General features: G+C 51.3%; 15 protein-coding genes. 7 read left to right on the forward strand and 8 right to left on the reverse strand.

The window, feature by feature from the left end:
- Nucleotides 1-198: 198 nt before the first annotated feature.
- From PLD04_03805 to PLD04_03825, 5 genes are all read left to right on the forward strand, one after another.
- Entirely contained in the window at nucleotides 199-474 is a 276-nt protein-coding gene (locus PLD04_03805) for a hypothetical protein (GenBank protein ID HXK67443.1), read from the forward strand.
- A gap of 35 nt (nucleotides 475-509) precedes the next feature.
- A complete protein-coding gene (locus tag PLD04_03810) occupies nucleotides 510-2,051 on the forward strand; it encodes a transporter substrate-binding domain-containing protein (GenBank protein ID HXK67444.1) in 1,542 nt (513 codons plus the stop codon).
- A 47-nt stretch (nucleotides 2,052-2,098) separates the two neighbouring features.
- Nucleotides 2,099-3,127 (forward strand): deoxyhypusine synthase, encoded by a 1,029-nt coding sequence (locus tag PLD04_03815; protein HXK67445.1) that lies wholly within the window; start codon nucleotides 2,099-2,101, stop codon nucleotides 3,125-3,127.
- Between the two features lie 62 nt (nucleotides 3,128-3,189).
- Nucleotides 3,190-6,240 carry a two-component regulator propeller domain-containing protein gene (locus PLD04_03820; GenBank protein HXK67446.1) on the forward strand — a complete coding sequence of 1,017 codons (3,051 nt, stop codon included), beginning with the start codon at nucleotides 3,190-3,192 and terminating at the stop codon, nucleotides 6,238-6,240.
- Between the two features lie 17 nt (nucleotides 6,241-6,257).
- Nucleotides 6,258-7,217, forward strand: a complete 960-nt coding sequence (locus PLD04_03825) for an aldo/keto reductase (GenBank protein HXK67447.1) — start codon at nucleotides 6,258-6,260, stop codon at nucleotides 7,215-7,217.
- 40 nt (nucleotides 7,218-7,257) lie between these two features.
- Here PLD04_03825 and PLD04_03830 read toward each other — a convergent pair whose 3' ends face one another.
- From PLD04_03830 to icd, 7 genes are all read right to left on the reverse strand, one after another.
- Nucleotides 7,258-10,020 (reverse strand): diguanylate cyclase, encoded by a 2,763-nt coding sequence (locus PLD04_03830; GenBank protein HXK67448.1) that lies wholly within the window; start codon nucleotides 10,018-10,020, stop codon nucleotides 7,258-7,260.
- A 58-nt stretch (nucleotides 10,021-10,078) separates the two neighbouring features.
- Nucleotides 10,079-12,724, reverse strand: coding sequence for an aconitate hydratase AcnA (gene acnA / locus PLD04_03835; protein HXK67449.1), 2,646 nt, complete (start codon nucleotides 12,722-12,724; stop codon nucleotides 10,079-10,081).
- Between the two features lie 145 nt (nucleotides 12,725-12,869).
- Nucleotides 12,870-13,283, reverse strand: coding sequence for a nucleoside-diphosphate kinase (ndk, locus tag PLD04_03840; GenBank protein HXK67450.1), 414 nt, complete (start codon nucleotides 13,281-13,283; stop codon nucleotides 12,870-12,872).
- A complete protein-coding gene (gene sucD / locus PLD04_03845; GenBank protein HXK67451.1) occupies nucleotides 13,283-14,152 on the reverse strand; it encodes a succinate--CoA ligase subunit alpha in 870 nt (289 codons plus the stop codon). Before sucD ends, ndk begins: the two co-directional genes overlap by 1 nt.
- Nucleotides 14,152-15,315 carry an ADP-forming succinate--CoA ligase subunit beta gene (sucC, locus tag PLD04_03850; protein HXK67452.1) on the reverse strand — a complete coding sequence of 388 codons (1,164 nt, stop codon included), beginning with the start codon at nucleotides 15,313-15,315 and terminating at the stop codon, nucleotides 14,152-14,154. Before sucC ends, sucD begins: the two co-directional genes overlap by 1 nt.
- Before the next feature lie 31 nt (nucleotides 15,316-15,346).
- Entirely contained in the window at nucleotides 15,347-16,273 is a 927-nt protein-coding gene (gene mdh, locus PLD04_03855) for a malate dehydrogenase (protein HXK67453.1), read from the reverse strand.
- Between the two features lie 21 nt (nucleotides 16,274-16,294).
- A complete protein-coding gene (gene icd, locus PLD04_03860; GenBank protein HXK67454.1) occupies nucleotides 16,295-17,605 on the reverse strand; it encodes an isocitrate dehydrogenase (NADP(+)) in 1,311 nt (436 codons plus the stop codon).
- A gap of 398 nt (nucleotides 17,606-18,003) precedes the next feature.
- Between icd and PLD04_03865 the strand changes: the two genes are divergently transcribed.
- The gene (locus PLD04_03865; protein ID HXK67455.1) at nucleotides 18,004-18,204 is read left to right on the forward strand and encodes a cold-shock protein; all 201 of its coding nucleotides are present in this window, start codon (nucleotides 18,004-18,006) and stop codon (nucleotides 18,202-18,204) included.
- A 72-nt stretch (nucleotides 18,205-18,276) separates the two neighbouring features.
- Here PLD04_03865 and PLD04_03870 read toward each other — a convergent pair whose 3' ends face one another.
- Nucleotides 18,277-19,161, reverse strand: coding sequence for an NmrA family NAD(P)-binding protein (locus PLD04_03870; GenBank protein HXK67456.1), 885 nt, complete (start codon nucleotides 19,159-19,161; stop codon nucleotides 18,277-18,279).
- Between the two features lie 209 nt (nucleotides 19,162-19,370).
- Here PLD04_03870 and PLD04_03875 point away from each other — a divergent pair, with 209 nt between their 5' ends.
- The gene (locus PLD04_03875) at nucleotides 19,371-20,129 is read left to right on the forward strand and encodes a hypothetical protein (GenBank protein HXK67457.1); all 759 of its coding nucleotides are present in this window, start codon (nucleotides 19,371-19,373) and stop codon (nucleotides 20,127-20,129) included.
- Nucleotides 20,130-20,131: the final 2 nt, after the last annotated feature.

Below are 20,131 nucleotides of genomic sequence, written 5' to 3' on the forward strand. Positions count from 1 at the left end.
ATGCAAATACCATGCCACGCATAAAAAAGAGGCGGGCTAATGTGAGAAGAATTCTCAACAAATAGATCTTGCTTTTTATTCCAGATGAATAACAGGCATGCTGAAAAGATGTGACCTCAAAACTAAAATATCCACCATGTAAAGAAAGGTTACAAATTTCTGTGTCCCGCCAAATTTAGGGCTGTGGTAGGATAAGTCATGAGTTCTTTCATTGGTGGATCACCCTTTGCCATGGTGCGGGATATTTCCGAGGGCTATATTCTTCTTTCGGCTCCCAAACTGAAACGCTTCTCGATCCAGGACCTCCAGCGTCTCCGGGAAGAGCTGGAAAAGGTGACCCGGACGATGCGGGGAGAGATGCCTGATTCCTCGGATACGGCAAAACTTCAGAGCCATCAGAGAAAATTGATGCGCCTTGTGAGCGCGTCCAGAGTTGTTCAACAGGAGATGACGGCCAAGCACAGGCGGGGATAATTTTCCTGAATGGCGGGCATGATACAATCGTAATAATGGCGTCTGCCGATCGTCCCGATCAGGGTAAGATTTTAGTATTCATTCCTCTTCTTTTCCTGGGTGGATTCATCTCTCTTTCCTGTAATCCCAGGATCCCGGAACCGGCAGCCAGAGTGGAAAAGGAAACCCGGGATCCGGAACGCGCTAACGCACTTCTCTTTAACCGGTTTCGGGAGCCATGGAAAGGCGATCTGATCGAAATTTCCAGGGAACGCCGTCCCCTGCGGGCGCTGGTCCTCTACAGTCGAACCTCGTTCTTTGTGGATCGGGGGACGCCAAGAGGTCTGGAATTCGAACTTCTCCACGGGTACGAGTCTTATCTGAATCGGGACCGAAAAAAGAAACAGTTTCGCTATCGAATTTCCTTTGATCCCGTAAATGTGGACCAGCTTATTCCTTCCCTTCTGGAGGGAAGGGGGGACATTGCGGCGGTCAGTCTGACCGTTACTCCGGAGCGGAGACGGCTGGTACGGTTCACGGAGCCTTATATCCGAAATGTTCGTGAGATCGTTGTGACCTCTCATTCCGCGGAAGAAATCAGGGAGCTGAAAGACTTAAGCGGAAAAGATGTCTATGTCGTATCGGGAAGCAGCCACGCGGACCATTTGAGACGATTGAATCGAAGGCTGGAGAGTGCGGGGTTTCCCCCGGTTAATGTCATTGAAGTTGATGAGTATCTTAGCCCGGAGGATGTTTTGGAAATGGTCTCTTCGGGGATTTTCCCCATAACCGTAATGGACAGCCATATTGCGGAGCTGTGGTCCCGGGTTCTCAAGGGATTGATCCTGAAAAAGGACGTGGTCGTGAATAATTCGGGAAACCTCGCATGGGCTGTCCGCAAGGAAGACTCCCAGCTTCTGGAGAGTCTGAATAACTTTATACGTGAGGAAGGTCGCCAGGGGACCTGGCTTGGGAACATTCTTTTCAAAAGATATTTCCGAAACACGCGATGGCTCAAGAATCCCCTCGCAGGGGAGGGTAAGGAAAGGTTTGAGAAGCTGTTGTCTCTCTTTGACAAGTATGCGGACCTCTACGGTTTTGATCGTCTCCTTATCGCAGCTCAGGCCTACCAGGAATCCGGGTTCGATCCGGAGGCCGTATCTTCCGACGGCGCCCTCGGAATCATGCAGGTTCTTCCCACAACGGCGGCAGAACCCTTTATCGGGATTCCCGATATTGAAGATCTGGAGAACAATATCCATGCAGGGGTGAAGTACCTGGCCTTTTTACGGGATACCTATTTCAGTGACCCGAATATTCCTCCTCTGGCCCGGATCAACTTTACGCTGGCAGCCTATAATGCCGGTCCCGGTAAAGTGGAACAATTGAGGAAGATGGCCCTGGAACGGGGTCTGAACCCGAACCTCTGGTTCCAGAGTGTGGAACAGGTGGCCCTCCAGAAAATGGGCCTGGAAACCGTGCAATATGTAGCAAACATCCATAAATATTACATTGCCCTGCGTTCAGTGGAACCCCCTGCTCGCCCTGTTTCCATTAAAGAATTGCACAAAAGTGATAAAGCAATTCCTGTGTTATGATGTGCCCGGTTTTACAAGAAACCCATTCGGAATCGAGAGGTGTGAACATGGCAAGTAAGGAAGATTTTCTCAAGGAAACGATCCAACATTTTGATGTTCGGGAGCATAACGTGGTTCCCCTCGTCGACGCAATGCAACATATGGCTTTTTCCGCGCGAAGCCTCTATCGGGCGGCTTCGATATACGACATGATGCTTGCGGATCCGAACTGCACGATTGTTCTTACCCTTGCCGGAAGCATCTTCAGTGCCGGACTCAAGCGAATCGTTTATGACATGATCACCCACAACATGGTGGATGCCATCGTTTCCACAGGAGCCATTATTGTAGATCAGGATTTCTTTGAAGCTCTGGGATTCAAACATTATGTAGGATCTCCGTTCGTGGATGATAACCTCTTACGTGATCTGCACATTGATCGGATTTACGACACCTTTATTGATGAGGATGAGTTGAGAATTTGTGATGACACATGCGCGAAAATATTCAACGGAATGAAGCCGGGTCCCTATTCCTCAAGGGAATTTCTTGCGGAGTTCGGGAAATACCTCGATTCAATTGGAGGGCCGAAGGTTGGCGATTCGGTTGTCTATGCCGCATACAAACATGAAGTTCCTATCTTTGTCCCTGCCTTTTCTGACTGTTCTGCAGGATTTGGGTTTGTGGTCCATCAGACCGAACGTCCCGATCACCACGTCTCCGTCGATTCGGCAAAGGATTTTGTCGAACTCACGAAAATCAAGGTCGCAAGCGGAGAAACGGGGATTTTCATGATTGGCGGAGGTGTCCCGAAAAATTTCACTCAGGACATCGTCGTTGCGGCTGACATCCTTCAGGAAGATGCAGAGATGCACAAGTATGCCGTTCAGATTACGGTAGCGGATGAAAGGGATGGCGCCCTTTCAGGTTCGACTCTCAAGGAAGCCAGTTCCTGGGGAAAGGTCTCCCAGAGTTACGAACAGATGGTGTATGCGGAAGCCACACTCGCCATGCCGCTGGTGGTTGGATACGCATACCACAGGGGATCATGGAAAGGGCGTACGCCCCGAAAATTTCAAACACTCTTTCAGGCCTGAATATCAGGAATGAATCCGTTTCCCTCTTGCCCGGGGGATGGTTTCTGTCTATACTGAAATGGATGGCACGTTCCTTTTGGAGCCTACTCTTTTCAATGTTTCTCTTCTTTTTCGCGCTGTCGCTTCCGGCGCAATGGACTCCTTCCCGCAACTTTACCGTCCGGGACGGGCTTTCTCAATCTCAGGTCACAGATATACTTCAGGATTCGGCAGGTTATATATGGATTGCAACACAGGGAGGAGTTTCCCGGTTTAATGGCCGCAGATTTGAAGTATTCACGACCCTTTCAGGCCTGCCCGATGATGTCGTTATGGCACTTGCTGCGGATGATGAAGGTTCCGTCTGGGTAGGAACTGACGCCGGGTATGTGGCTTGCTGGGACAGGATGAAATGGGTGATCTTTACGCCCCCCCAGGAATCTGGATCGGATTCGATCAATGGATTATGCGCAGTCAGAGATGGAGCTGTTCTGCTTGGATATGATTCCGGCTTATTTCAATTAGGTTACAGGGGAACAACCTTATTGAGACCTGGCCGAATCCGTGAATTGTGCACCGATCAGAAAGGAGGGGCCTGGATCCTTTCTGATGAATTAATGCATTTTCATGATGGAACGATTGAGACCGTTATCCTGCCTTCTTCTCTGTCCGCGGCTTCCATCCGGGCCTTGCAGGGTGTTCCGGACGGACTCTGGGTCGCGTGGAGTAATGGGGATGTCGCATTCTTCAAAAACAACCAGATTGTCGAAACCCTGCACACCGGGCTGGAATTTATTTCCGCCATCGAACCTTCCGGGCATGGAGGGTACTGGGTGGGGACGACGCTGGGACTCTATCACGTGACTCCCGATTCCCCCCCCGAAGCCATCCGCCTGGTCCCGGGAGAATCGCAGCCATGGATCTCCGATCTTTTTGTCGATCACGAAGGAAGCCTCTGGGTCGGGACCTGGGGGGGAGGGCTGTTTCAATATTCTTCTCCGTCTCTCTTCATTTTTAATCGGGCCACAGGTCTTCCCGCTTCCACCATCTGGTCAGTTATAGAATCTCCTGAAGGCACGATCTGGATGGGAACCGATGAGTCCGGTGCTCTGGAATGGACTTCCCGGGGTTGGGGACGTTCCATTGACCGCAGATCCGGGCTTCCGAGCAACACCGTAAGTTCTCTCGGCTACGACACCGATGGGAATTTATGGATTGGAACGGACCGGGGTATATCAAGATGGAAACAGGACCAACCTGTCAGCACCTGGAGAGAAAAGGATGGACTCCCCAATGATTTTATCTACTGTCTGACCCCCGATCCAGAGCAGGGGATGTGGGCGGGCACCGATAACGGATTAATTCATTTTTCAGGGGATACCTGGAACCTGTTTAACTCGGAACATGGATTACCGGATCACGTTATTCGAGCCATGACTTTTGATGAAAAAGGGATTCTGTGGCTGGCAACCCACAGTGCCGGACTGGTTCGTTATGATGGAACGAATTTTGAATCCTTTGGCCGTTCTTATGGGATTCCCAACGTTCGATTGTGGTGCCTCATGTCGGACCGCCGCGGCAGAATCTGGGCGGGCACGGATTCAGGAATCTGGATTTTTGATCCGGCCTCAGGCAGGGGGAAGGTGGTCGATCAATCCCATGGACTCCCGAGCATGAATGTTCTTTTCCTGGGACAGGATCATCGTGGCGGTGTGTGGGTGGGTACGACACGGGGTGTGTCTCATCTCACGGAAGATGGCGCAGTTGTTCAGAACTACGGTGCCCAGCATGGGTTAAGTGACAGCGAAGTGGCAGAAAACGCAGTGCTAGTGGATCAAAATGGGTATGTATGGATGGGGATGTCGAATGGACTCACGAGGGTAAACCCCGAATTGCTCTCCGCCAATCCGCACCCTCCGAGGGCTGTACTGGAGCGCGTTCTCGTGAATGGACAGGTGATCTCCGGTGTGATCACGAATCGTGAAAAGGATGAAAAGTCGGATCCCATTACCCTGGATCCCGGGGCAGACGAAGTGCGGTTTGAATTTGCCGCCCTCTGTTTTCTCGTCCCTGAAAACGCACGATTCCGATTCATGCTGGAAGGATTCGATCCCCGTATGAACCTGGGGACGGAAGAGTCCCACGTGACGTATCGTAATCTGGGGAATGGAAGCTATCGATTCGTTCTGCAGGCTTCAACCAGCCCGGGGATCTGGTCAGATCCTGTTCATGTAAATTTGATCTTAAGACCGGATTGGTATGAGACGGTGTTTTTCAAGGTTGTATGTCTGTTTCTGGGAATTGTAGCTCTGGCAGGACTTTCTTTTGCCCGCACCGCATCCCTGCGCCGCAAGAGAATTCAGCTGGAACAATTGGTGGGAGAGAGGACAACGGAACTGAAGCGGGCGAATGAACATATCACAGAACAAAATCTCCTGCTGAAGGAACTGAGCCGGACAGATCCCCTGACAGGGTTGAGCAATCGAAGGGTATTACAGGAACAGCTTCCTATCGAAATGGCTGTCCACATCCGGGAAGTTACAAGGCTGAAGCATAAGGATTTGTGGGATTACCATGGCCTGGTCGTGATTATGATGGACCTGGACGGTTTTAAAGAGATCAACGATCGATATGGCCATGAAACGGGGGATACGGTCCTCAAAGGAATCGCGATGACGCTGAATGAATCTCTAAGGGAAATTGACCTCGCCGTGAGATGGGGAGGAGATGAGTTTGTCATACTTGGTCGAAGCCTGAATGCCTACGGGGCGGAACAGCTTTCACGGAGAATCCTTTCGATGGTCGAATCACTTGAGTTTTCGGTTCCGACAGATGAATCGATCCGGGTTGCGGCTTCGATCGGATATGTGCGTTACCCCCTCTCCCGTGAAGTCTGGATACGCTCTTCCCAGTGGTCCCTGCTGGTCGATGCAGCAGATGCCCTGCTCTATCATGCCAAATCCCGGGGAAAAGCCAGGGCCTGCGGTGTCACCTGCGCTTCGGGTTCAAAGGGCAACGAAGCGGAAGGGAAATTGCTGGAAGCTGTGATTCAAAATCCTTCCCGGCTTCCCGGCGAACTGGTTATGCTGGAAATCTGTACCGGTGATCTGCCGGGTGATTCAGAATTACTCTGACGGAGAGAATCGTATTCATGCAATCTCTAAAGAAAACATCAACAATGGCGGATCTTACTCGATTGGGACTGGGTACATGGGCATGGGGGGGAGGCGGGTGGGCGTATGGCTGGGGAAGACAGGATGAGAAGTCCTGTGTGGATACTCTGGAAACAGCACTTTCTCTTGGCATTTCATGGGTGGATACAGCCCCGGTGTATGGCCTGGGGAGGGCTGAAACGATTCTGGGAAAGGCCATGAAAGTATTAAAAGTCCGGCCTTTTGTGGCAACGAAATGCGGGCTGGCCTGGAATGAAAAGAGAAAGGTGTTTCCATGTCTCTCGAAGAAGAGTGTACTGGATGAGGCAGAGCAGAGTCTGAGACGACTGGGTGTGGATATGATCGATCTTTATCAGATTCACTGGCCTGTGCCTGAAAAAGACATCGAGGAAGCGTGGGATACTGTTGAGGAACTTAGATTAAAGGGGTGGATTCGGTTTGCGGGAGTCTCGAATTTCTCCCTTGAACAGCTGACCAGGGTTCACCGGATTCATCCGGTATCCACACTCCAACCTCCCTACAGCATGTTTATGAGGGATATCGATGCCGATCTCCTGCCCTTTTGTCAGAAAAAGGGCATTGGCGTATTGACATATTCCCCAATGCAGAAAGGGATGCTGACCGATAAATTTACCCGGGAATGGGTGGCGGGTCTTCCTTCAGATGACCACCGCACCCGTGATCCCATGTTTAAAGAACCCCGGTTGTCGGATAACCTTCGCACGGTATCGTCATTAAAAACCATTGCGAATGAATGCGGATTATCCCTTTCCCAGCTGGCGATAGCCTGGTGCCTGCGATCCGGTGCCGTGACTTCAGCCATAGTGGGAGCCCGTACTCCCATGCAGATTCGCGAGACCGCAGGAATCGTTAATGTGAGATTGGAAGAGGGTGTAATTGAACAAGTGAATCGAATTCTGGATGGCAGGACTGGATGAGTCGTAACTTTTTTGTGAAAAATCGATGGATCTTTCTGACCTATCCGGGAGAGATTACGTCAACAGCCAGGCGGTTTTTTCCCTCAGCTTTAGAAGAGTACAGAGCGCGATCGGCGGCCCCGGCCATGTGATCAAAGGTGATCGTTTCCGATGTGCCCGGATGAAGGACCGAGATTCCGATGGAAACTGTCAGGTAAATGGTCATCCCTTCTGGTCCAAGATTGGTCGCGGCTACCGAATTTGCAAATCGAGAAAATCTGTCCACGACGCTGTCTACATCGTTCGTGATAAGGCCGACGATAAATTCATCCCCTCCATAGCGAGCCACCAGATCCGAAGTCCGGAAATGGTCGGTAAGAAGACTGCCAAAACGTCTCAGGATCTTATCTCCAAGGAGGTGACCCGATTTATCGTTAATTTCCTTGAAATTATCCATGTCAATCATGGCAAAGCAGATGCTCTTTCCCAGTCGGGCGCCCAGGGCCAGCAGCTGCTTGAAGTTTTCCATGAAAAAACGGCGGTTGTGGAGACCTGTCAGTGAGTCCGTGACGGAGAGGTTTTCAACCTCCTCCATCGTTGCCTTCAACTCACGGGTCCTTTCATCCACCAGAGCCTGCAGCTCATCCTGCTTGATCCGCAGGAGCCGGAATCGCATAAAGATGAGAAATCCTATCACGAAGAGACTTGCGAAGAGTACCAGTCCTTTGAACAATACTGTCTCATGCCAGGCCGGTTCCAGGATTATTGGCAGTTCTTTGGAAGAAGTCCATCGGTTTGCATAATCGAGTGCCTTCACTTCAAAGATGTAGTTGCCCGGTTTTAAACCGGTGTACTGAACGTGAGTGTGAGGAGACGGAGTGGTCCATTCGTCGGACCAGTTTTTCAAGCGGTGGCTGTATAAGATGGCGGATTCATTCTTTAAGGAGGTCGCGGCGAAATCAACGGTAAGGGAACGGTCTTGCGGGGGCAGGATAACAGGTTTTTCAGGGTAATTCAGAGATTGCGTCGTCGATGTTACCAGACGAACCAGCACTTCGGGGAGCGGTGGAACTTCTTCGGATCTTTTGTCTGACAACACAACCAGTAATCCCCGGGGAAGGGCAAAATAGAGATTGCCTTTCTGATCCCTCTCTGCCGTATGGATGAAAATCTCATCTCCGGGAAGTCCGTCCCTGGAATTGAAGGTCAGCCATCGATTCTGCTGGAGATTGTGAATTCCCCGGTTGGAGCAGGCCCAGATGGAACCGTCGGGATCTTCAATGATGTCCCAGAGAAAGTCATTGGGAAAAGCGGTCGACTCATCAAAAATGTCAAGGGACGTGCCATCGTAGCGAAGAAGCCCTGCTCCATGGGTTCCAATCCAGAGATTTCCATGGGAATCAAATTTAAGGCAGTTAATTTCTTCCCTGTCCAGGCGTTCCAGACCCTTTGGAGTGGAAACCTTTCCATCCTTAAGATAGCGGACTCCCTGCCGGGTTCCCAGGTATATGCCATTGTCCCTGTCGGTGGCTATGGAATAGATCGGGGGACTGATGAGGGGCTCGTAGTTCTGCCAGGTGCACTGATCCCCTGTACAGGTCAGTAGGCCCTCATCACAGGCGATCCAGACTGTGGTTCCAATTTCTGCCATCTGGTAGATCGAACCCGTCTCACGATCCTCGATCGATTTCAAATGAACGGTCCTGTTTCTGAATTGAACGTAGAGTCCATGGGATTGGGTTCCCAGGTAACGTACACCCGAGGGGAGGACGAGAATGCTGCGGATCATGCCCCCCGGTTCCACCGGGTTGTCTAATGGAGCATAGGTTCCGGTTGAACCGTCAAATCGGGCCAGAAAGTCGATCCCACCGAGAAAAACACCCCCTCCTGAGGCAGCAGTTATGCTGCGGATGTAAACATTGGGAAAGCCATCTTCAACTCCGTAGACCACCATGTGCTTAAAGGGGATTTTGCTGAGGCCATCGTCCTTTCCCAGCCATACATTCTTTTCCCGGTCCACCATGATGCAATTGATGAGCTCAAATGTGGGTGTCGGTATGGTGGATACCGTAACCCATTGCCCACGGGAGAAATAGTACAGAGTGGAAAGCGCCGCAACCCAGAGTTCACCGTCGGACGAAACCGTAAATGCCGAGGGATTCTGGACGTGAAGAAGCGTGCTGATTTTACCTCCGGACAACCTGTGGATCCCGGAAGAAGACATGATCAGTACATCTCGATTATGGATTTTTATGTCAAGAGCCTGACCGTCAAAGGACAGGGATTTCGGACTCAGCTTGTTATACGGGCCCAGAAAAATTTCCTTACCGTGAAGAATCGCAAGGTCACCATTGGGAAAGATGTCAAATTTCAGGTTTTCCTCTTCCAGGACGGGAAGAAGTTGCCCTTCACGCAGATAGTACAGTCCCTTCCGTGTGGTAAAAAATGCGTTGTCTCCATAGCTGCGCACGGCGGTAACAGGCAGGCTGACCATTGTTGGCTCAAGGGAAAAGTGGGAGTAGACTACAAGTCCATGATCGGTACCGATAAAGATTTTGTCTGTTCCCTGCTGGCTTAATGCAGTGATTTCCAGTGCCGGAAGCCCGGACCGATGGGTGTAGCGTTCAAAGTGGTTCCCATCGTAGGTGGCAAATCCACCCACCGTACCAATGCAGAGGATTCCGCGACGATCCTGGGAAAGCGCCTGAATCTGGGTCTGAGGAAGACCGTCGGAATTTCCATAAATTTTCATCGGAAATTGAGCGGAAAAAAGAGGATATACACATAGCCCGAGAATTCCGGCCAGTAATAGAAGGCGCCTCACGCCCGAAGTATAGCACAGCCGGTAGCGGATAAATGGAGTTGAGAACGATTCCGCTTCGTTATTTTCCCGACATCATTGACCGGAGGACGTATTGCAGGATTCCTCCATGACGGTAATATTCAACATCAACGCTCGAATCCAGGCGTGCAATGACGGAAAATCTCTTTTCCGTTCCCCTTTCATCTCTCGCGACTACCTGCAATTCCTTGTGGGGGGAGAGACCGTTTTCAATTCCCTCTACGGAATAGGTCTCCATACCGGTTAAATTCAAAGATTTCCAGCTTTCGCCTTCGATGAACTGAAGTGGCAGAACACCCATGCCGACAAGGTTGGAACGATGAATTCTCTCATAGCTTTCCGCAATAACGGCCTTGATCCCCAGAAGAAAGGTACCTTTTGCCGCCCAATCCCTTGAAGAACCTGTCCCATATTCCTTTCCTGCAAGGACAATCAGGGGTGTTTCGGATTGCTCGTAGCGCATGGCCGCCTCGTAAATCGAAACCTGCTCGCCGGTCGGGAAATGGAGAGTTTCTCCACCTTCCACCCCGTCCAGGAGCAGATTTTTAAGACGGACATTGGCGAATGTTCCTCTCATCATGACTTCATGATTGCCCCGGCGGCTTCCAAATGAGTTGAAATCGACAGGATCGACACCCCTCGAGACAAGGAACTTGCCCGCCGGTCCGCCCTTGGCTATGGATCCAGCGGGAGAGATGTGGTCGGTGGTCACTGAATCGCCGAGCCTGGCAAGAACACGCGCCCCGGAAATATCTGCCAGCTCAGGGGGAGTGGGGGCCAGATCCGTGAAGAAGGGCGGATTCTGGATATAGGTGGATTCCTGGTCCCAGCGGTAGAGGTCACCCTCGGGAACGCTCATGGATTTCCACTGATCGTCACCTTCAAAGACCTCCCCATATCGTTCACGAAACGTTTCCGACCGAAGGGCCTCTCCCATTGCCTCTTGAATTTCCTGATGGGAAGGCCAGATCTCTCGGAGGTACACGGGACGGCCGTTGGGATCATGACCGATGGGGTCACGATCAAAGTCGATTTTCATCGTTCCTGCAAGGGCGTATGCCACGACGAGAATTGGAGATGCGAGGTAGTTCGCCCGGATCAGCGGATGGATCCTGGCTTCGAAGTTCCGGTTCCCAGAAAGGACGGAGGCCACAACCAGGCCATGGTTCTGAATCGCTTCTGTGACCTTCCGGGGGAGAGGGCCGGAATTCCCGATACAGGTGGCACAACCATACCCGACAATATGAAAACGAAGAGCTTCCAGGTAGGGGAGGAGATTGGCTTCCTTAAGATATTCGGTAACGACCCGGGATCCTGGAGCCAGGGATGTCTTTACCGCCGGATGCACGCGAAGGCCCTTCTCTACAGCCTTCCTGGCCAGGATTCCTGCACCGATCAGAACGGACGGATTGGATGTGTTTGTGCAGGAAGTGATGGAAGCGAGAACAACGGACCCGTCTTCCAGGGTAATTTGGCTTCCATCCATATCCAGAACAGGTTTCTCTTCCGTCAGGGGTGCCCGGGTTTTCCCGGCCTTCAGATCAGGCAGCGTTTTTTCGAACGATTCTGGAACCGAGGTTAATGGAATTCTCTCCTGGGGGCGGCGCGGACCGGCCAGACACGGAACAATGGAGTTCATGTCCAGTTCGAGGACGTGAGTGTAGGCGGGGTCCGGCATGGTTTCGGTTCTAAACAGGTGCTGGGCCTTGGTGTAGGCGTCAACGAGAGGTACACAGCTTTCCCGGCCTGTAAAGGCCAGATAGTCCAGGGTCACCCGGTCCACGGGGAAGAAGCCCATGGTTGCCCCATATTCAGGAGCCATGTTGGCAAGCGTGGCCCGGTCGGGAAGAGAAAGAGAGGAAACGCCGGGGCCGAAGAATTCAACGAATTTTCCAACAACACCATGCTTTCGAAGCATCTGGGTAACCGTAAGCACCAGATCAGTTGCCGTTGCTCCTTCCAAAAGCTTTCCCGTAAGCCGAAAACCCACAACGTCCGGCATGACCATGAAGTAAGGCTGGCCCAGCATGACGGCTTCGGCTTCAATTCCCCCCACGCCCCATCCAAGAACCGATATTCCGTTAATCATGGTTGTATGGGAATCTGTACCGACCAGAGTGTCGGGATAGGCAAGTAACTCCTGACCTGAGTTTCTTGAAACGACAACCTGCGCAAGATATTCAAGATTAACCTGATGAATGATTCCCGTCCCCGGGGGAACAACCCGGAAGTTGTCAAAACTCTTCTGGGCCCAGCGGAGAAGTGCGTAACGCTCACTGTTCCGCTGGTATTCCATTTTTACATTCTCGTCATAGGCATAGTCAGTGCCAAAATAGTCGATCTGAACCGAATGGTCGATGATCAGGTCCACGGGAATATTTGGATTAATTTTTCGGGGATTATCTTCTCCCGAAGCCACCGCAGTCCGCATGGATGCAAGGTCGACAACGGCCGGAACGCCGGTGAAATCCTGGAGGACGACCCTTGCCGGCATGAAAGGAATTTCACGGTCTCCAGCACCTTCCGGCCAGTTGAGAAGAGTTTCCACGTGTTCCATGGTCACACGTTGTCCGTCGACATTGCGCAGGACATTCTCCAAAAGAATCCGGATGGAAATGGGAAGATGGGAAATGTCACCCAATTGACTCAATCGAAAAATAGTGTAAGTTTGATCTCCTACAACCAGCCTGTCACGAACGATATCATGGTTCACGGGTACCTCCCTGGGACAATGGACTCATAGAACCGAAGAGTATTCTTTCGGTGGTGTACATCATAACAGAAACGGGGCGGGAAATTCTCCCGCCCCGAAGTAAACAGCCCGGGTTAAGCTAGATCAGTTCGTATCCGGAAAAGAAGTATGCGACTTCGCGTTTTGCGTCTTCCAGGTTTGCTGAACCATGAATGGCATTCCGCTCAATATTGGTGCCAAATTCCTTTCGAATCGTACCCGGAGCCGCCTTGAGAGAATCTGTCACTCCCATAATTTCGCGCAGATAAGCGACCGCATCTTTCCGTTCCAGGGCCATCACGATAACACTGCCCTCGGTCATAAATGTGATCAGGCTGGGAAAGAATGGTTTTCCCGAATGTTCGGCATAAAACCCCTTCGCCTGTTCTGTCGTGAGATGGATGTGTTTCATCCCCTTGATCGCAAAATTCTCACTCAACAAACGAGTGATAATTTTTCCCTGGGCACCTTTGGCCATCGAATCAGGTTTGATTATGGTTAACGTCTGTTCCATCACTTCACAACCTCCTTCACGGCCTTCCCGAGATCCGCCGGGCTTTCGACCACCCGGACGCCGGCTTCGCGAAGAGCTTCCATTTTTTCTGCTGCAGTTCCCTTCCCGCCGGCGATAATGGCTCCGGCATGTCCCATGCGGCGCCCTGGAGGGGCAGTCCTGCCGGCAATAAAGGAAACGACGGGCTTTTTCATGTGGGCTTTGATCCATGCCGCCGCTTCTTCCTCTGCAGAACCCCCGATTTCCCCGATCATTACGACACCGTGGGTGTCTCCGTCATCGTTGAAGGCCTTGAGGCAGTCAATGAAATTCGTTCCGGGAAGGGGATCTCCTCCGATCCCTACGCAGGTGCTCTGACCGAGTCCCACAGCGGTCACCTGATCCACGGCTTCATAGGTCAGGGTTCCGGAACGGGAAACGATGCCGATATGGCCTGGTGAAAAGATATGTCCCGGCATAATTCCCATCTTCGATTGTCCCGGTGTGATAATCCCCGGGCAATTGGGTCCGATGAGACGAGTTGGATGAGTTTTACAGAATTCATGCACTTTCAGCATGTCCACAACGGGTATACCTTCCGAAATACAGACGACAAGGCCTATACCTGCATCCGCGGCTTCCATGACGGCGTCGGCGGCAAATTTTGGAGGCACAAAGATCAGGGAAGCGTTGGCGCCTGTGTGCTGCCTGGCTTCATGGACTGTGTTGAAAACAGGGACACCCTCATGCTGCGTTCCACCTTTTCCAGGTGTGACACCTGCAACAACGTTTGTTCCGTACTCTCGGCAGAGCTTCGTGTGGAACGTGCCTTCGTTCCCTGTAATGCCCTGAACAACCACGCGTGTATTTTTGTCGATCCAGATTGCCATTACCGACCTCCTGCCGCTGCGACGACTTTGGCCGCCGCATCTGTCATTCCCTGGGCCAGTTCAAGGCTGATCCCACTTTCCTGAAGGATTCGTTTTCCTTCATCCACGTTGGTGCCTTCAAGACGAACGACAAGAGGGACGGTCATGTCAACCCTCTTTGTGGCTTCTACGATACCCTGCGCAATGACATCACACCGAACAATTCCGCCAAAAATGTTGACCAGAACCGCCTTAACGTTTTCATCCATGAGCAGGATCCGGAAGGCATTGGTGACCGCCTCCAGGTTGGCACCACCGCCAACATCCAGAAAGTTTGCAGGGTCGCCGCCGTGGAGCTTGATAATATCCATCGTGGCCATGGCCAGTCCTGCGCCATTCACCATGCAGCCCACGTTACCATCCAGCTTGATGTAGTTCAGATCGAATTTTGAAGCCTCGACTTCCAGCGGGGCTTCCTCCGAGAGATCTCTCATTGTGACTACATCCTGATGACGATAAAGAGCGTTGTCATCAAAATTCATCTTTGCGTCCAGGGCAAGAATCTCCCCCTCTTTCGTAAGGATCAGAGGATTGATCTCCGCCAGGGAAGCGTCCATCTCCAGATAGCATTTCACGAGAGCCTGCACGAAACGGACCGCGTTTTTCGCCGGTTCACCTTTTAACCCCAAAAACTCGGCTGTCTGTTTTCCCTGAAAGGGTTGCAGTCCCAGTGAGGGATGGATGTGAAGTTTTAATATTGCGTCCGGTTTTGTCCGGGCGACTTCTTCGATTTCCATTCCACCTTCCGGAGAAACCATCAATGTCGGCCATCCGAAGGATCGATCAAGGGTCATGCCGATGTAGAATTCCTTTTCGATGTTAAGGGCTTCTTCAACCAGAACCTGATTGACTGTTTTTCCTTCCGGACCTGTCTGATGGGTGATGAGAGTAGCGCCAATCAGCCGGGAGGCGATTTCTACGGCCTCATCAGGATTCCCTGCGAGTTTGACGCCCCCCGCCTTGCCTCTTCCTCCTGCGTGAATCTGGGCTTTGACCACTACTCTTCCCCCGAGCTCTTCCGCAATGGGCCGGGCTTCTTCCGGGGTTCTGGCAACTTTTCCCCGCGGGATCCGCACGTTGTAACGTGCAAGAACTTCCTTTGCCTGGTACTCGTGGACTTTCATAAACCTTCCTTTCTATAGCTACTGCGATTCATCACACCTTTAAAATTTCCACAATACTCCTTACAGCTTCTGCGCTCTTTTCCAGCCTGGCATTCTCTTCCGGGGTCAGCTTGATTTCCATGATCTTCTCGATGCCCTTGGCTCCAAGCTTTACGGGAACTCCGAGATACTGCCCACGAATTCCGTACTCTCCCTCCAGATACGCGGAGCACGGACGAATTACCTTTGTGTCGCGAAGAATGGCTTCCACCATTTCTGCAGCTCCAGCCGCGGGTGCGTAATAGGCGCTTCCGGTTTTCAGGAGAGCAACAATTTCACCACCGCCCTTGGCTGTCCGCTCTACGATGGCATCGATGCGTTCCTGGGGAATGAGTTCGGAGATGGGAATTCCTGCCACCGATGTATACCGAACCAGGGGAACCATGGTGTCGCCATGACCGCCGAGAACGAAAGCCTGAACGTCATTTACGGAGCAGTCAAGTTCCATGGCGATGAAGGCTCTCATCCGGGCCGTATCCAGAATACCCGCCATTCCGAAGCAGCGTTCCCTCGGAAGCTTGCTGACGCGGCGAGCAACTTCACACATTGCATCGAGAGGATTGGTGACGAGGATCAGGATGGCATCCTTACTCCACTTCATGATTTCTTCCGTGACTGTCGCGACGACCTTTTCATTGGTTGCCACAAGATCATCCCGGCTCATTCCCGGCTTTCTTGGGATTCCGGCAGTGATCACGACGATGGAAGAACCGGCTGTATCCTCGTAACTGTTGGTCCCTCTCAGACGTGGATGAAAACCGAGGACGGGCGCAGCCTGCTGCTGGTCCAGGGCCTTACCCTGGGGCATCCCATCCACGATGTCGATCAGGACGACGTCGGCAAGATTCAGCTCCGCGACCCGATACGCGACATGCTCCCCTACATGACCTGCGCCAACGACTGTGACTTTCTTTCTCATGGCATCTCCTCCTTGGTTAATTTAGGCCATATTTTCCACGATCGCTTCCGCAAACTCGGAGGTTTTCAGAAGTGTGGCTCCCTCCAGCTGACGGTGAAGATCGTAGGTAACCTGTTTCTCTTCAATGGTGCGACCCAGTGATTTTTCCACCATGTCGGCTGCTTCCTGCCATCCAAGGTGCCGGAGCATCATGACGCCTGAAAGAAGCAGAGATCCCGGGTTCACCTTGTCCTGGTTGGCGTATTTCGGAGCGGTCCCGTGCGTGGCTTCAAAGAGGGCCACACGATCACCAATGTTGGCTCCGGGAGCCATGCCGAGACCGCCGATCTGGGCTGCCGCGGCGTCGCTCATGTAATCACCATTGAGATTCGGCATACTGAGGACGGAATATTCATCCGGTCGAAGTAATAATTGCTGGAACATCTGATCCGCAATCCGATCTTTAATCACAATACGGTCTCCGGGGTCTCCCGCAGGTCTGCCCCCACGGAGATTGGAGAAAGCTCCTTCTTTGTGGGTGGGGGTCACTCCGTCTTCGGCCTTAACCATATCCCAGAGCTCGTCTTCAGTTATGATCTTGTCTCGAAATTCCTCAAGAGCTACTTCGTATCCCCAATCCTTGAAGGCACCTTCGGTGAACTTCATGATGTTTCCCTTGTGGACAAGGGTTACGCTCGGTTTCTTCTGATCGATGGCATATTGAATGGCCATTCGTACCAGACGTTTGGTTCCCGTAACGGAGATGGGTTTAATTCCGATTCCCGAGTCAGGTCGGATTTTGGCTCCCATTTCCTTTGTAAGCCATTCGATAACTTTTTGAACCTCCGGGGTTCCCTGCTGCCATTCCACGCCGGAGTATACGTCTTCCGTGTTTTCACGAAAGATCACGACGTCCAGAAGATCCGGGCGTTTCATGGGAGATGGAACCCCCCGGTACCATTTGCAGGGTCGAACGCACGCGTACAGATCGAGAACCTTTCTAAGAGTCACGTTCAGACTTCGAAACCCACCCCCAACCGGAGTGGTCAAGGGACCTTTGATTGCTACATGGTAGTGTTCTATGATGGAAAAAGTTTCTTCGGGCATATAGGTCCCGGTTTTTACGTTTGCTTTATCACCCGAGTACACTTCCATCCAGTGAATGGTTCGATTTCCGTTATAAGCTTTTTCTACTGCTGCGTCGATGATTCTCCTGGTAGCTTTCCAGATATCAGGTCCGATGCCGTCCCCCTCGATGAAGGGGATGATGGGGTTGTCAGGGACTTGTAACGTAGCGCCCTCATAGTCGATACGAGCCCCGCCGGCAGGCTCAACAGCCGTTGTCCAATTCATGTGTTGCACCTCCTGTGAAAGTAACCTCGAATTATACCCCCGCAACGTCGCAGGGTCAAGGATGTAAGGAGCTTTTAGAATTCAAGAAACGGAAAAAAGCTTGTGAAATGTGGTTCAGAGGAATGAGATTCCACGAGGAAAGAAGGAGGCCATTACGAAATGCGCCCGAGATATGGGTTTTGAGGAAGAAAAGATAAATGAAGTGAAGATGCCAATGTCTCCTATGCCTTACTGGTTCTCCGGACGGAGAGAAAAACTTGACAAACATCCGGAAATCCAGTATGATCCCACCGAGTTTCGGATGTTTTTGCATTGGATCATAACCACAAGGACACTGAGCTTTGTGGTCTTTTTTATGCTGCATCCGAAATATCTATTTAAACGCAAGGAGTCAAGCAGTGAACAAAGGAACAGTGAAGTGGTTCAACAACACAAAGGGTTTTGGATTTATCGAAGACGCGAATGGCGGAGACGTTTTTGTCCATTACTCCGACATCGTGGAAGAGGGTTTTAAATCCCTCAATGAAGGCGATCAGGTTTCATTTGAAGTCGTCGACGGCCCCAAGGGCCCCAAGGCAGTGAAGGTTAGCCGCATCTAAGCCAGCCCGCTGAAAACGACGATCCCCCCGCATGCCGGGGGGATTTTTTTGTCCTTTATTCGATGAGAAAATTCAAGTCAAAGCTTTCACGGCATTAGAGATGAAGGATTCAAGAGTCGTGGAAGTTGTGTTGGCTGGAGTCCGAGTCGTTCCAACAATAATCCGACCCTCATTAACGCTCTTATTCAATTCAATCATGGCATCCGCAACGCTTTCTGAAAATCCCTGCTCCATCATCGAATGCTTTGCATCCTTGTAAGGAATTTGGATATAGGAAAGGCCATCTATTCCAAGGGCCTTTCCAAGAAACGAAACGGCTTCTTCCTGGGTGTAATCCCTGGGGCCGAGAAGCTCCCGAATTGAATGCCCGGAAACAGGCTCTCCCATAAGGAGATCTGCAGCTTTGGATGCAATATCTGCGGTGGCTATCATGGGAACCTCTATGTCTCCTCTCATTGGGGTCCCGGCAATACCGGAATTTCGAATCATGGGGAGGGTTATTAAGAGATTTTCCATGAAGAATGTGGGTCTGAGGTGAACAATATTTCTGTCTTTCAATTCAGCCATTCGCGTTTCCAAATCATGGAGCCCGAGTATAGGACCTGTGCCATTATCGTGGTGGGCTCCGAGACTACTGAGAGTAACAATGTAATGGATGTCGGATGATGACTGAATGGCGTCCAGGTAAGCATCAATAATGCGGTTTTGGTAAGCCCGAAAATCCTCCGCCTGATAATGGGGGGGGATCATGAGGAAAAGCCGGTCGGCCCCCTGGAAGGCTTTTTTCAAAAATGCTCTATCCTCCAGAGATCCATTCATGGATTCAGCACCCCGATCGGAAAAAGGTTTTAGACGATCTGAATTTCTTCCGGTAACACGAACCTTCTGGTTATTGTCCAGCAAAATATGGGTCAAGCTGCTTCCTACATGTCCTGTTGCTCCAGTTACGACAATCATGGGGTATCTCCTTTCGGGAAAAATAACCTTTCCTAAATCTAACGATCTTCTGAACGCGAGAATTCCGAACCGCAAAAAATGAACGATTCTGAAGTGTTATTCTGTGATTACGAGAAAGAGTCACAGGATAGTTATGAAACAAATTGTCTCGTACTATTGTTACTACAGTGTCTGCTGTGACTCTATATTGGTTGCCGGGAGGATGATGCATGAAATCACCGTTGAAGCTTCATCAAACCATATACACGACCTTGTTTGCTGTCATAATTTTCTGCACGGTTCCGCTTTATTCTGGTTCTATTACCGGGACGGTTGAGCTATCCCGTCGACCGGCGACGAAAGTCCAGGCTGATTATGGAGACCGAACGTCGATGACCGGGAAGGAGATGGCATCCATTCCTACAGTCGTATATATCCAGGGGACGATACCGGGAGTCCCGGCAGAAGAGAAGAGACACGACCAATCCATTGTCCAGAAGAATACGCAGTTTGCGCCCTCTCTCCTTGTTGTCCCACGAGGTTCATCCGTTTCCTTTCCGAACGCGGATGATGAATACCATAACGTATTTTCCTATTCAAAGACCCGGCGGTTTGATCTCGGACGATATCCAAAGGGAGAATCAAAATCTGTTTCCTTCGATAAACCGGGAGTGGTGAAAATTTACTGCGAAATTCATCCATGGATGCGTGCGGCGGTCATCGTTGTTGATAATCCGTACCACACCATGGTGGATGAACAGGGAAAATTTACCATTGAGAACGTACCGCCCGGAATCTATGATGTCGTGATCTGGAATATGGATGAGGGTGCGAGGATCGTGAAAGCTGATGTTCCTGCCGATGGAGAAGTGATGTTGAGTGAGAACTGGGAGGGTGAGGACGAACCGACTGTGGAAATTTCCACCCTCCATGTTCGCATGGCGGAACATCATTCGGACAAGAAACAGACCTGTAAGTCCGGATGCTGATG

The organism is Thermoanaerobaculia bacterium, assembly GCA_035593605.1.
Classification (GTDB): Bacteria; Acidobacteriota; Thermoanaerobaculia; order UBA2201; family DAOSWS01; genus DAOSWS01.

What these genes read in the sequence shown, in the direction of transcription:
- PLD04_03805 (HXK67443.1), top strand. Translation starts at nt 199, where the DNA reads ATGAGTTCTTTCATTGGTGGATCACCCTTTGCCATGGTGCGGGATATT.
- PLD04_03810 (HXK67444.1), top strand. Translation starts at nt 510, where the DNA reads ATGGCGTCTGCCGATCGTCCCGATCAGGGTAAGATTTTAGTATTCATT.
- PLD04_03815 (HXK67445.1), top strand. Translation starts at nt 2,099, where the DNA reads ATGGCAAGTAAGGAAGATTTTCTCAAGGAAACGATCCAACATTTTGAT.
- PLD04_03820 (HXK67446.1), top strand. Translation starts at nt 3,190, where the DNA reads ATGGCACGTTCCTTTTGGAGCCTACTCTTTTCAATGTTTCTCTTCTTT.
- PLD04_03825 (HXK67447.1), top strand. Translation starts at nt 6,258, where the DNA reads ATGCAATCTCTAAAGAAAACATCAACAATGGCGGATCTTACTCGATTG.
- ndk (HXK67450.1), bottom strand. Translation starts at nt 13,283, where the DNA reads ATGGAACAGACGTTAACCATAATCAAACCTGATTCGATGGCCAAAGGT.
- sucD (HXK67451.1), bottom strand. Translation starts at nt 14,152, where the DNA reads ATGGCAATCTGGATCGACAAAAATACACGCGTGGTTGTTCAGGGCATT.
- sucC (HXK67452.1), bottom strand. Translation starts at nt 15,315, where the DNA reads ATGAAAGTCCACGAGTACCAGGCAAAGGAAGTTCTTGCACGTTACAAC.
- mdh (HXK67453.1), bottom strand. Translation starts at nt 16,273, where the DNA reads ATGAGAAAGAAAGTCACAGTCGTTGGCGCAGGTCATGTAGGGGAGCAT.
- icd (HXK67454.1), bottom strand. Translation starts at nt 17,605, where the DNA reads ATGAATTGGACAACGGCTGTTGAGCCTGCCGGCGGGGCTCGTATCGAC.
- PLD04_03870 (HXK67456.1), bottom strand. Translation starts at nt 19,161, where the DNA reads ATGATTGTCGTAACTGGAGCAACAGGACATGTAGGAAGCAGCTTGACC.
- PLD04_03875 (HXK67457.1), top strand. Translation starts at nt 19,371, where the DNA reads ATGAAATCACCGTTGAAGCTTCATCAAACCATATACACGACCTTGTTT.